The sequence below is a fragment of the Streptomyces sp. DH-12 genome (assembly GCF_002899455.1).
Taxonomy (GTDB): domain Bacteria; phylum Actinomycetota; class Actinomycetes; order Streptomycetales; family Streptomycetaceae; genus Streptomyces.
Genome location: NZ_PPFB01000001.1, coordinates 2,521,348 through 2,536,015, shown reverse-complemented (window position 1 = coordinate 2,536,015; position 14,668 = coordinate 2,521,348). Strand labels below are relative to the sequence as shown.

Genomic DNA, 14,668 nt, shown 5'->3' with positions numbered 1-14,668 from the left:
TCATGGCCGATGGGTATTTCGCGGATGTCGAGGGGATCCGGAAGGGGTCCAAGCACGTCGACAACGCCGTGCAGTACAGCGAGGAGGCGCTGCCCAGGTTCGAGAGTGGCTGCGCCGAGTACGCGGGCTGGTGGGGCGAGGAGGGCGGCGACGACGAGTTCGCCAATGCCGTCGGTCCGCAGGTGCGGCGGGAACAGGAGCAGGTGCGGACCACGGTCATGGACATCACCGGTGCGTTCCTGGCGCTGGTCGACGCGCTCGCCGCGCAGCGCGAGCACGTGCAGCGGCCGTCGTTCCAGGCGAGCGACGCCATCGACGCCCACGGTGCGGAGAGCGGGAACAGGCACTGAATGGCGATCATGTTCCCGCCCGGCCTGCAGGAGTTCATCGAGGCCTGGGTGGGTGCGAACATCGGCAAGGGCAACGAGGACCTGGGAGCCGAAAGCCGTAGCCCCTACAACCGGCTCGCGGAGGACATCGACCGCCTGGCCGACGCGTTGGCGGGAGCGATCGAGACCGCGGGCAGATCGCTCCCGCCGCGGGTCGCCGAGCAGTTCGTCGCCGCGCTGAGGCTCTTCGTCGACGACAACGACACCAACCACCTGAGGAATCTCTCCAACGAACTCCGGGAGCTCGGGTCCCGGCAGGTGGACCGCTCGATCCAGTTGTCCGAGGGGAAGTACCAGGTCCTCATCGAGTTCATCCTGATGAACATCGAACTGGCTCTGCTCGCCGCACTGGCCGTGTTCACCGGCGGTACGTCGCTCACCCAGGCCATCGTCGTCAAGTCGCGTACCGCGCTCGCGATGCTGCTGATCTTCCAGCGGCTGGGACACGCGGTTCCCACGCCGCTGTCGATGGTGCTGGAGGCGCTCCAGGAGGCGTTCGTCACCTTCACCTCGCAGCTGATCTCCATGACCGCGCCGGATGCCGTCGACCTCCGGCGCAAGGAGATCGACTGGAAGAACGTCGGGCAGTCGGCGTTCGCGGGGATGATCGCGGGATTCTTCGCGAGCATCTTCGGTGAGTTCGGCGCGAAGTTCATCAACAAGATCTTCAAGAACAACCACTTCTGGAAAGAAGCGTCCGAACTCCCGTTCAGCTTCATCAACGAGGGACAGGCGGAAACCTTCGCCGAGGGCTTCACCAACCTGGTCTTCATGGGCACGTTCACCTTCAGCCCCGGCACGTTCCTGAGCGGGGGCATCAGCGGCCTGATCTCCGCAGCGTTCTCCAGCGGCGTGGAGTTCGGCGGAAAGTTCCTGCACGACAAGTTCTTCCACAACCTCGACCTCGGCCCCGGCAACGTCAACAGCCTGCCGGGCGCGGGGAACGGCGACCCGTACGACGACGAGAACCACGACCCCGTCGCCGCTCCGTCGCCCCGGCCCGCCACCGTCTCCACCACCGATGTCTGGAGCGCCCCGTACACGTCGCCGTACACGCCGCCGCACCCTCCCGGTGGTGACGGCGGCGGCTCGTCCGCCGGTGACGTCAGCGACGCGGCGTCGGTCTACAGCGACGTCAGCGACGTGGCGTCGGTCTACAGCGACATCAGTGATATCAGTGACGTCAGTGACATCAGTGACGTCAGTGACGTCAGCGATGCCTCCGCCGTCTCGGATGTCTCGGACTACGGTCCTGACCCCTTCGCCGGCAACGGCGTCACCGCGTACGGCGGAACCGGCGTGTCGTCCGGGGCGGGAGTGACGGGCGCGGGCAAACCGTCGTACACGTCCGCCTCCTCGGACCTGTACGAGGACCCCTACCGGAACCAGGGCGTGGACGGCCTCGACCGCACGGTCCCGGCCCCCGCTGTCGGCTGGAACACACCGTCGGCCTCGGAAAACCTGGACACCGACAGCATCATCTCCACGCTCAACCCGCCGCCTGCCACGGTTCCCGGACCCGGCTCGACCGACGGCACGGACAACGGCACGGACAACGGCCTGCCGGCGAACAGGCCCGCCACCGCCGGCTCGTCCGCCCCGGGACCTTCCGCGACCCAGCCGGGCGGCAACGCTTTCGTACCGGACGAGTCCGAAGACCGGTCGTGGGCGGACGACGACACGAACACACCGCTCACCGAGCGCACGGACGACACCCGGAACAACCCCGATGTCACCGGGGTTCCGGACGCCACCGCGAGCCCCGAGACCCGGCCCGCACCCGAACGCCAGCGGTCGGCGGACGAGGACACGACCATCCCCCACGTCGACAGCGCCGACAGCGCCGACGTGGACCGGAGCACGGAGGAGAGCGCCGCACCCCCGGCGACGGTCACGACACCCGAAACCCGGTACACGCCCGGCGGCCAGGAGCAGCCGCCCCCGGCAACGCTTCTCGCGGCCTCCGCCCCCACCACGCCCGCCGCCGCGCCCACCCCGTCGACCGTCACCTCCCCGACGTCCGGCACGCCGAACGCCACCCCGCAGCAGCGATCGCAGACCACCCCGTCCGGCCAGCCCGTCACCACCCCCGCGGACACCGACGCCGTCACCCCTGACGACGTCCGCACCTCCACGGCCGAGGAGTCCGAGCAGTCCGGCCCGCCCACCACCGTGCCGAACACCGATACCGATACCGGGACTCGGACCGATACCGAGCGGGAGACCGGCACCGCGCCGGCCTCCGACGTCCCGCCGCCCTTCCGGCCCGTCCGCACCGAATCCGGAGAACTGCCGGTCCTCGACTCCCCGGCGGAGCCGCCGCCGACCGTCGTCGACGCGTTGCGGTTCAGTTCCCCAGCCCCGGCGGGAGTCACTGCCGAGTCCTCCTCACCGCCCGGTTCCCCGGACTCGATCGACATGATCACGGACCGGAAGGACGACGACGGCTCGAACGTCGGAGCCTCCCCGTCCGACGGCGATGTGACCATGAACGCCTCGCCTCAGGCGTCCCCGTCACCGACCCCCGAGGAGATTCATCAGCAGGTGCTGACGGGCGTGTTCGGCCCCGGCATCGAGACGGACCGGAGGTACCCCGATCTCCGCGGCGCCGTGGCACGCCTCGAACGGCTCCGTCTGGCCGACCCCGCTCTGCGTGACGGCCCACTCGCCCTGGACGCCGTGGCCCGCCGGGTGCTGCTCCTGGACTCGTCCGCTCCGGTGACCCACGCGCATCGCGACGACCTGTTCAGGGTGGCGACGGATCCGGCGGCGGAGTCGGCGGGCAGCCTGGCCGCCCTCGCCGCTCTCCACCTCCGGCTCCAGGGTGTCCTCGCCGGCAGCCGTACGCTGACTGGCCGGACCCGGGGGCGCAACTGGACCGGCACCGTCATCACCGGTCCGGACATCACCAGCACCGGAAGGGTGACCCGCAGGGCCGACGGTACTCTGGACCGTTACGACGTGGAGGCCGCGCCCTGGCACCGGCCCGGTGAGCCGGATCCGTACGTGGTGATGGCGGAGGGCGACCACGAGCGGATCGTCGTACGCGGCTACGACGGTGCCCCGCGTCCGGTGCCGATCGATGTCTTCGTCGAACTGCTCATGCTCGATTCGGCGTTGAGCAGACTGCCGACGGACGTCCCCGTGGTGCTGCTCATTCCCGACGCCGGCTCCCGGGGGCTGGAGCTGCCGCGCCGGGCCGCGGACCGCGTCGGCCGGGACGTCTGGTCGGCCAACGGCCGGGTGGAGACGTCCAAGGAGGACCCGTCCGGGCCGCACGTCGTCTCCCTGTGGTCCGGCGGCGGACTGCCGCACGCCGACTGGATCCGCAGCACCCCCGGCCAGGTGCTCGATCCGGCTGAAGCCGCGAACGCCCCGGCCTGGGAGCGCGAGCAGTTGTCCCACACCATCGTCACCGCCCGGGGGCCGATCGGCCGGGCCGTGTTCGAGGACTCCGAGGCTCCGGAACTGTTGCACGTCCTGCGGAAGTCGACGGAGTCGACGGAGCTGTGGCACTACAACCCGACGACGCAGAAGTGGGCGAAGGACGCCGAGCCCGTGCTGTTCGCGGGCAAGCCGGTGTACGTCTTCGGCGGGCATGGCCGGCCCGGTTCGACCATGCTGCCGACCGTGTCGGACCCGTCCCACCGTGGCCGGGGCCGGGAGACCGGCGGAATGCTCAAGCGTCGTCCGAGCCTGGCACGGCTCCCCAAGGACCACGGCATCCTGATGGTGCCGTGCTTCAGCGCGACTCCGCCGGGTGTGGTCCGTCCCCGCAGGGGCATCGACGACGTCTTCGTGCCCGACCCGCTGGCGGTCGTGAGCGAGAGCCAGCACGTCTCCAACGAGACCAAGCGCCATGTGTACGGCGCCACCGGCGTGGTGCGTATCCAGCCGCGGGGCGCCAAGAGGTACGTCTACGGCATCGACACGGATTCGCGGGGGCGGCGCAGCAAGTGGGTGGTGCACCGTCCGGAACCCGTCGGTGACATGCTCGACGATCGCGCCCGTGCGGCGGGTCTGCACACCGATCCCGCGCAACCGGTCCCGGACGCGACCCGGGAAACGGCGCTGCGACTGGTCCGCGCGCTGCGGCAGGTGTTCGGCGCGGAGATCGAGGACGACAGCCGGTACGGTGATCTCCTCGCCGGGGCCGGCGCGCTGGAGACCATGCGCGAGGCCGATCCGACGCTGCGCGACCACGGCCCGTTCAGCATGGACCTGTTCGAGCGGGCGGCCCGGGCGCAGCAGCCGGGCGAGCCCGGCCCCGACGCCTACCGGTCCCTGCTGCTGCGGGCCGCCGATGCCGTACGCCTGCGACCGGACACCGTGCTCACCGACTTCGTCGCCCTGCCGCGGGTGACCGCCGCCGCTCAGTGGTGGGGTGGTCTGTCGGCTGCGGAGCTGGACAGCGTGGCCGCCCACGTCCTCAGGCAGGACCCGGGCGTGACGGGCATCGGGGATCCGGAGCGGGCCCGGCTGTTCTGGGCGATGGTGAAAGCCCTGGAATGGGAGAGCAGGACGCCGGACCCGGACGCCCTCACCGGCAGACTGCTCCACCTGGACCGGCCGGATCCCTCCCGGCGGCCGGACCTGCTGTACCTGGTGGCGCAGGCGGCGGCCGTCGGTGTCGACGTGGACAACCTGGTCGAACTGGGCGCCTTCCACCTCCAGACACTGGGCGCCCTCGCACCGGAGACGCTGCTGCGCGACCCCACGGGGGCGCCGACCGGACGGCGCTGGCGCCCGATTCCACGGACCGCGGACGCGCCCACGGATCCGGCCACGGCCACCGATACCGTCCTCGTGGTCGCCGACACACCGGGCGGCGGATACCAGAACGTGGGGTGGGAGAAACCGCCGTGGAGCGCACCCGGCAAGTCGCCGGCCTACCTGGTGTGGGCCGACGGCGGTCCGGATCACCTCCTCATGAGCCTGCCCGGCGGCATCGACGTCCGGGTCCCCTACGAGGAAGTCGCTGAACTGCTGGCAGTCGACCCGGTGTTGGGCGAACGCCCGCAGGACACCACGGACGTCGTCCTGGCCGTCCCGTGGGCGGCAGTCCGCGCACCGGTCGGCACCGGCACCCCGAACGCCGATCCGCGGGCCGTCGTCAGCGCCGGGACCGGGCGTACCGTCTGGGCTTCACGGAGCCAGGTGGGACTGGCCCGGGCCCAAGCGTCACAGCCGAGCTACCTCGGCCTCCTGCCCAGTGTGCCGGGGCGTCCCGCGGCGGACGACTGGGCGACCGTCCGGCCCGGCGACCTCGCCGCGCCGGGCACTGGCACGCAGACCGGCGGGAACGGAGCGGCAGGCGTCACGTTCGCGGCCCGGGGCGAGACGAAGGTCGCGTCCGAGGCACCCTCCTCTCTCGCCGACCTCCTCGATCCCGGACCGGCCGGAGGGCTCGACGCCCCACTGCCGAGCCTGGACGGCGTGGTGTCCGGCCTCGACGGTCCGTTGCCCGATCTCGGTGTTGACGTGGCGGGGCTGGACGGTCCGTTGCCCGATCTCGGTGTTGACGTGGCGGGGCTGGACGGTCCGTTGCCGGACCTGGACGGTGCCCTCCCGCAGCTCGACGCGTCTCTTCCGCAGCTCGACGCCTCCCTCCAGGAACCGGCCGACGTTCCGCCGGAGCCGGAGCGATCCTCGGTTCCGCAGATCGTGCTGACGACCCCCGAGGGTGAGGATGTCGAGGCCGGTGGGGGCCTGGATCCGTCGCCCTGGTACTTCGCGTACGGTGCGATGGGGCAGGTCGTCGTCGCGAAGTCGACGAAGGACGTTGATTTCTCGCGGGAGCGGGCGGACGAGTGGGCGGAGCAGATCAGTTCGCGCCTGGACCTGCAGGGCCCCGGCCCGCACACGGCGTTGCGCGCGGGGATCAAGGACGCGGTGCGTGACCTGCTGCTGACGACCGACCCCAAGAAGTGGGACGACATCCTGGCGGCCGGCCGGACCCTGGTCGTCGACGGCCGTCTGGTGTGGCTGCGTCCGGTGCTGAACGGTCTGTCCAGCATCCCGACGCCCAAGGGGGACGTCTCGGAGTATCCGGTCGGTTTCGGTTCCACCGCGACGGGAGGGCGCAGCGGTCACGAGTCGAGTGTGGGAGTCGATTCGGTACTGTTCACCCTGTTCAACCTGGGGGCGAGTGCTTTCGCCTCGGCGGCGGCGCTGGCGCTGCCGCAGTTCAAGATAGGTTCCTCGCAGAGCAAGTCGCGGGGCTGGCTGCGTACGGTGCTGTCGGGGCGGAAGCCCTTCATCAACGACCTGAGCCGTTTCGACGCGGGCCTGAAGATGCAGGTGTACGTCAACGGCGAGGACGCGACCCCCACCCCGCAGCATCAGGTCACCGTGCCCGACCGGCTCCACGTCGACGTGCCGACCGCCTACACGGGGACGAAGGGGCACCGCCCCGACGAGCGGGCGCCGGAGGCGGCCCGGCCGCCCGCCGGCCGTACGGCGCGGCCTTCCCAGGCCAGGGAGCTGCTCCAGGCGGTCAATCTCACCCCGGCGATCGCGGCCCTGCACCGCAACATGCTGGCCGCGGGGCTGCCCGCTCCGGTGGCGCGGAAGATCCTGGTGCAGGCGAAGATGGACCGGGCGCAGGGCTTCCTGACGGAGACGACGGCCCGGAGCCGGTACCTGTGGTGGACGAGCGGTGACTCGTCGAACACGATCGAGGTGTCCGGGCCGCTGGTGAAGAAGTTCCGGGGGCATCTGAGGATCCGCCGGGAGATCGACAGTCTCCAGTATCTGGGGGACAGCAAGATCGGCACCCGGGACGACATCGGTGTGGGTGACAGCAGCACCGCTGACCGTAAGGGGGGCACGGACGGTGGTCTGGGTTTCGGTTACAACAGTGCAGGTATGGGCGGTGGTGACGCCGGTGCCGGTGGCGACCTGACCCCCGGGTCCCATGCGGACGGCGACGACTCCGCGGGTGCGGAGCTGACGGGCCTGGTGCCCGCGTTCGGCGCGGTCCTGGATCTGAAGCGGAACGTGGGTCACTCCCTGGACACGTCCGGTCTCAGTCACACGGTTCTGAACGATTTCGCGGAGCAGTCCCGTTACCGGGCCGGGCTGCGTATCGAGCTGAACCTGGAGTCGAGCACGCACAAGATCGCTCCGGTGCGGGAGACGACGGTGGGTGAGGTGAGCGTTCCCAAGCGGGAAGCCGCTCACTTCGTGAAGCGGATCGTGGGCAAGGGCTGGACGTCGGATCTGCGTCCGGAGTCCGGGGGCGAGGACGCGCCGCGGCACCGTGTTCCCGCGCTGTCGAAGCCGCGCAAGGTCCGGAGGCTGCCCACGAAGCTGCCGCCGTTCCGGTTCCGCATGGTGGTGAGCCGGGTGAAGGACCTGTTGAAGCCTCATCCGCGGGAGCCCCTGTCGTTGGCGGCCCGCAAGGGTCTCGGATTCGGTGTGCCGACCGCGCTGCCCGGCGTGGAGTCCTTGCAGCAGGATCTGCGGGACGCCATCGAGCAGCTGCACGTCATGGACGTCGGTGAGGAGAAGGCGCAGAAGAGCCACTGGGCCGCCGCGGACCGGGACCTGGCGGCCTTCTACGGCCGTCCCGCGGTCGAGGGCGATCTGAACGGAGCGTTGCTGGGCGTCTACCGCACCATCGAGGTGGGCGGGCGCGAGTACGAGGTGGCCGCCAAAGCGGTGTGGGGCAACCGGATCGACGGTCCCAACCCGATGGCCGAACCGGTCGCCGAGGACGGATCCCCGCGCCCCGGTGACTACCGCATGAAGGTCAACACGCGGGCTGCGGAAGGGGGAAAGGTAGGGGGCAGCCGCGGCACGGGATGGAAGGTCGGTGTGGCGGGCGGTGGTGGTGCCCGGCTGGCCATCCCGGAGATCGACCTCTCGTTCCTGGGGCTGCGTTTCACCGTACCTCCCATCCGTTTCCAGTTCGGAGCGATACGTGGTGTGTGGCGCAGGGGCAAGGGGAAGGGCGACAAGCTGAGCGGTGGTTCGGGGACCTACCGCCGTACGGAGACCGGCTCGTGGGTCGACGAGCACCGTTATCTGATGGGCATGGAGTGGACGGTCAGGCCCGCCGGCAAGCACCGGTACCTCAGTGGGCGCGTTCCGTTCGTGGCGCGGGTCGTCGTCCCGGAGGAGCATGCCTCCAAGCAGCCCGTGACGGCGGAGAAGGTGCGGCAGCTGCAGGCGACGGGCGTGAAGGAGCTGCCCGGGCCGCCGGATGACAAGCGTCCCAGGCTGGACTTCTCCGGTGGTGCCCAGGGGGTCTACCCGGCCTTCCACCTGATGCCGGAACTGGCCCAGCTCGGCGCCCGGATGTATGCGGAGAAGATGTTCCCGGGGGCGGCGAAGAAGGCCCTGCGGCAGGCGTGGCTGGATAATCCGGCGGGCTGGCCGCAGGAGATCCGGGACCTGGCCCATCCGGGTTTCCTCGCCGAGCATTTCGGCGAAGCGGTCCGAAAGGGGGGCTATGAGACGGAGCTGCCGAAGGACGGGAACGTCAAGCAGGCACTGCGGCTGAAGATCCACGTCCATGACCCGGACGACCTCGGGGCGAGTCCGGACGTGGAGGTCGAGCAGTACGCGAAGGGCAGTCAGGACCACGCGGGCGAGGAAGACGTCGACAACGGGCTGGGGGTGACCGCCTCCGTCGGCCCGCAGATGCGGTTCGGTTCCGACGCCAGCCACGAGGACCATCCCACCGGCCCCGGCGGGCGGCTCAACGTGGTCGGCCACGCCTCCCTCACCAAGGGCTGGGGCCGGGGAAGCGGCAACACCGACGGGCGCATCGACATCACCCGGGCCACCTACGGCGGTCCCGTGCACACGGTCCGCTCCACCCCGGTCTTCGAACTGACCTACATACGCTGGCGCAATGACAAACTCACCGAGGAGACCCGGTACCTGAGCGCCCAGGAGGCCCTCGACCTCCTCGTCCCCGAGCGCCGCATGACCGACCTCCTCCCACCGGCACCCGAAACGGGACCGGAGCCGGCGCCGGCACCCGAGACTGGGGAAACGAGGTCCGGAGCGGTCGTGCAGCCGGCGGAGGAGGCGGCCGGGGGACACGGAGGGATCAAGAAGAGGGCCGAGGGACTCTTCCTGGAGAAGCCCACGAACGAGGCGGAGGCAGAGTTCTACGGGGAGATGCGTGCGGGCAGGCATCCCGCTCTGGAGGGAGTCGTCCCGAACTCGTACTCGGCCGAGACCGCGAAGGCGATGGACCCCCGGACGAGCGGTGACGATTCGACCCACGTCTACATCGAGAACCTGACCCGCGGGATGAGGAAGCCGAAGCTCCTCGACATCAAGGTGGGTGAGAGTACAGCGAGTAGGCAGGAGTTGTTGCTCGCTCTGGGAGCGTCGGCCGCCTGGAGGAAGAAGAGCAGGCTGAAGTTCGCCGACATGATGACCGGATCGGCACACCGCGGATATCGCACGGTCGGCGGCACAGGCCTGGGAGACTCGCGACTGGTCAACGGCATACGGTCCGAGCGCAATGTACGGGAGTTCTCGGAGGAAGCCGACGTCTACGAGACGTTGGCGAGGCAATTGGAGCAGGTGAGGCGGGCCGCCGACGAATCCGGTCTCTCCTTCGTCGCGGCGAGCGTGCTGATCGCGGTGGACCTGGAGCCGGAGGAGGGGAGCCAGGCGGCCTCCACGAAGGTCAAGCTCATTGACTTCGCGCACACATTCGACAGTGAGAAGCTGGGCGAGGAGCAGTCGAGGAAGTACCGGGGGCGTTTCGACCACGGGATCGAACAGCTGATCAAGGACGTCGGGAAGGCGGCGGCGGACAAGGCGAATCAGCAGGAGGAGCAGGGAGACGCAGCAGCGGCTCCGGCACCCGAGACGAAGACGGCTCCGGTACCCGCGACGGAGTCGACGCCGGCACCCGAAACGGAACCGGCATCCGAAACGGAACCAGTACCGGCACCCGCGACGGAGTCGACGCCGGCACCGGTGGTGTCTCGGACGTATCTGGACACCGGTCTGGTGCCGGGTGTCTCGCACCCGGAGATCGTGAGGGCCGACGGTGTCCTGGACGCCATCAACGACCGCCTGCGTGCCAGGGGGATCATCCCCACCGAGAAGTCACCGGGCACGGCCCCGCGCCCCAACCTCCTCCAGAGGTCCCTGAAGAAGTCGTTCTCCTCGGATGCCCTGCAGACGGAGTGGCACGCCCTGACCAACAAGGGTCACTTCCGCTGGTTCCCGGTGCCCGGTCCGTGGGGCACCACGCGTTACCTGTGGGTGAACGTCACCGTGGTGCGCATCGACAAGCCCAAGGGGCAGCAGTACCGGGACAAGACGAAGCTCACCCTGCGCGGTGAAGCGGTGACGGCCGAGGAGAACGAGCAGGAGTCGGGTCTGTCGTTCAGCGGTGGTGTCGATGTGCGCGCCCGTGCCGGAGACGAGCACGGGCACGGGGGCATCGAGGTGGGTGCCGAGTACAGCGACGAGACCAAGACGGTGGACAAGGAGACCAGCAAGACGGTCGAGATCTACCGTGTCAACGCCCAGGACTCCTCGGAGGAGTTCGATCACGACGTCGTCGCGTTCCGTATCGAGATGGGCATGTCCACGGAACTCCCGGCGATGTTCACCATGCGCTCACGCGGGGTGAACAAGTACGAGAGGGTCTTCAAGGACGGCGCGGACCCGGAGCGCGGCAAACGCGTCTTCGTCTGGCGTGATCCCGGTGACGGCCCCGGGCAACTGGTGAACGGGTCCGTGCGGCTGCTCGTACCGCGTCACCTCACCCACGAGACCGACCAGCAGCCCCAGTGGCCCCTCGATCTCGCCGCACCACGCGAGACCGAGGTCATCTGGGAGCAGCCGGAGTCCGACACGGACACGACGCAGCCTCAGGCCACGGACACGACGCAGCCTCAGGCCACGGATGCCACGGACGCGGCGCAGCCCAGGGTTCCGTTGAGTTCGGCAGAGGCATGGGGAACGTTCCTGGAGGACCTCCATCCCTGGACGGTGCCCGCAGCCGTGCCCATCGAGCGCTGGGCCAAGCTGACCGCCGTACGGCACCGGACGCCTCCGCAGACCCGGATCGGCAAACCGCCGACGATCGGGGGCCTGGACCCGGTCACCAGGGTCGCCGGTGTGCTCTACACCCATTACGCCAGCAGCAACATGATGCGGCCGCGCATCAAGGAGCTGCTGGAGCACAAGTACGAGCTGCCGATGGGGGACCGCCACGCCCTGGTGGGTCTGGAACTGGACAGCGCCGACATCCTGGGCCCTGCCGAGGGCACCTTGGTCAAACAGCGCGGGTACAAGCAGTCCGACGAGGAGCCCGAGCACGAGCACGAGGAGGGCAGCGGCTGGAGCTTCTCGCTCGGTCCCGAGGGCGGCGGTCATGCGGACGAGGACAGGATGTTCGAGCGCATGCCGTTCGAGCTCAAAGCGTGGATGGACAGCGAGAGCCGCAGCGGCGCGCTGGGCGACACGGACGAACGCAACAAGGAGGGCAAGCGGCCCTACCGGCTCTACCGCTTCGGGGTCACCGCCGTCGTCCGCGGACCGTTCGGCACGGTGCGGATCAAGGTGCCGGCGGGCTTCTACGGCATGCTGCCGGTGAACAAGGCTACGGGCCGACTGGCGGACGGGCTGGAGGACGACCCCGTCCTGGGCCCCTTCCTCAGACCGCCCCGCCCCACCACCGAGCCCGAGAACACCCCGCCCCGGGAAACAACCCCGAACGGCACTCAGACGGAGAACCCCGTGCCTGGGACTTCGGGGCCCGTGGTGCCCGAGGTGGAGCCCGGCGAGGTTCCCGCGCCCGGGACCGTGGCGTCGCAGGATCCCGTAGCCGACGACGGGACTCTCGTGACGCCGGCCGAAACCCGCCCCCGGAGTGAGACCGAGTCCCAGGGCCCGACCCCGTCGGCGGAGCCCGCTCCCGCGCCGGTGGGCACCACACCGACGGACACCGCCGCACCGACGGGCACCGTGCCGAAGAGCCCCGCGCCGAAGGACACCGCACCGACGGATCCCGCGTCCGAGGTCCCGCCCGCCGTCGAGCCGAAGGAGGGGCCGGCGGTACCGGACGTACCGAGCGGGCGGAAGGACGCAGCGCCGGAGGCCGAGCCGGTACCGGCCGTGGCCCCGGCCGTCCGGAACCCGGAAGCGGAAGCCGCAGGACCGGAAGCCCCGGCGACGGGTGTTCCGGCCGTGCGGGGGAACGGGGAGAAGGGCCCCGGGCCGGCGACGACCGGCAGCGGTCGCGTGCGGGGCCGCCGAGTACCGATGCCCGCCACCGGTGTGTGCCTCCCCTACTCCGTCATGGCCGGCGCCTCCGTGCACCTTCGAAGCCGCCTGAACGGTCTCGCCTCCACCGACCCCGCCGCGTACGAGTGGCTCGCGGATCCCGACGCGGTACGCGATCAGCTGCGGCGCCAGGCCGTGACCCCTTCCCAGAGCCGCAGATCCCCCGCGAGTCCTCCGCAGGTCGTGCTCCGCGCCATGCTGGCCTCCGTGTCGGACTACGTGCGCCGCAGCGAGGGCCGCCTGCACCCGCACATCATCGGCCAGTTCCGGCGGACCCCCGACGCCACGTTCGCCCCACGCGTCAAGGGAATGGACCGGGCCGAGATGCTCGCCCAGCTCGCCCGGCACGGCGTCCGGTCCATCCCCGTGCCGGAGGCTCTCGATCCCGGCGAGACGCTGAGGCGGTACGTCGACGCCCTCATGGCGTCGCAACCCGTCGACCCCGGCGTCCCCACGGAGTTCACCCGGATCCTCCTCGAGACGGAAGCCGAGGACCTGAGCCGGCGCGAGATGTTCGAGTACCTCGAGGAACACGGTCTGCTGCCGGCGCCCGCCGACCTCGACGACAGCGCGCTGGCCCACCTGCTCGGTGTCGTCTACCCGCTGAGCACCGCGCCGCTGGACGCGGCGGAACTGGCCGCGCTCCAGAACGCGGTCGACCACTGGGAGCAGCACTGGGAAACGCCGGAGGGAGAGGCCTTCCTGCCCCTTATCGCGCACGCGTTCGACATGCAGATCGATGTGGTGCGGTGGTTCCCGTCGGGCGCCCGGCGGATCAGCACCGTGGGGCCCGAGCACGCCAGGCTGCGGACCGAGGTCTACTACAACGGCGACAACCACTACGACGGCAGCGACGCCGCACCCCTCGACCGGTTCGGCGGCGCCGTCCCGCCCGACCCTGCCCCCGCTGCCGCACCCGGTCCCGCCTCGTCTCCGGCCCCGCCGACGGAACCTCCGCAGGCCCCGCGGCCCGCGGCCCCGCCGGCGGCCGTTACCGTCACCCCGGCCGACCACCGCGTTCCCGGTCCCCTGAAGGGAGCCGGGGCTTCCAGGCCGACCGCGCCGTCCGGCGACGACACCGGCAAACTGGACGTCGCGCGCCGCGTCGGTGCCGTGCTGCACGGCCTCGGCCACCCGGTGGTGCTGGCCGGAGCCGCCCGCGGCCGGGTGCAGTTCGGCCAGTCCCGGCCGCTGGGCGCCGTGGAGTTCCAGCTGTCCGCGGACACCCCGCCCGCCGCCGCCGGAATACGTGCGGCGCTGGCGCGGGAGCTGCCCGGAGCGTCGGTACGGGTCCGGACCGGCACGGGCGACAATCGGGTTCTCGACCTGTCGGTGGACGGCGTCGACATCACGGTCACGGCGGTGGACCGGCCGGTCGCCGGCACGGTCACGGCCGACGGCTTCACCGTGCCGGCGCCCGCGGACTCCCTGGCCGACGCCGCCCTCGCCCTGGCCACCGGGACCGACCCGGAGCTGCGCGGACGCGACCTCCTCGACCTGCTGTGGGTGCTGCACCGCGTCCCCGCCGACGGCCCCCGTACGATCGCGTCGGTTCTCGCACGCGAGGACGCCTACCGTTCCGCGCGCCCCGCCGGCGCCGCCGGCTCCCTCGCCGTACGGCTCAGTGAACTGCTCGACTCCGCCGCCCTGGACCGCGAGGCCCTCGTCCGCCACGAAAAGACCTGGAGGGCCCTCGGCGCCACCGACGCCGACCTGCCCGCGCTGCACGCCGGGCTGACCGCGCTCGCCGACGGGCTGCGGGTCCTTCCGGAGGTGACCGCGGACCCGGTCCGGGCGCTCGCCGCACGGCTGCCCGGCATGTCCGCCGCCGACCGTGACGCGACGCTGGCGTCGCTGCCGCCCGCGCACCGGGAGCGGCTGGCCGGTGACCCCGTGCTCGTGGACGCCCTGCGCGCCGGGCTCGAGCCGGCCGAGTTCGCCTCGGTCGCGGCGCGCCTCATGACGCAGGTGCCCGACGGGGTCGAGCAGCCCGTCTCCGCCGGTGACCG

Annotated in this window: 2 protein-coding genes (1 of these 2 cut by a window edge); both read left to right on the top strand. The window is 70.8% G+C overall.

Annotated elements, in window-relative coordinates; genetic code table 11:
- Window positions 1–2: 2 nt before the first annotated feature.
- Window positions 3–350: a hypothetical protein gene (locus tag C1708_RS10035; RefSeq protein ID WP_106412335.1), complete on the top strand. Its 348-nt coding sequence runs from the start codon at window positions 3–5 to the stop codon at window positions 348–350.
- Window positions 351–14,668, top strand: partial view of an inositol polyphosphate kinase family protein gene (locus tag C1708_RS10030; RefSeq protein ID WP_106412334.1) — the beginning only. Its footprint extends 15,790 nt past the window's final position; 14,318 of the gene's 30,108 nt are visible here — the first part of the coding sequence; it begins with the start codon at window positions 351–353; its stop codon lies off the right edge, out of view.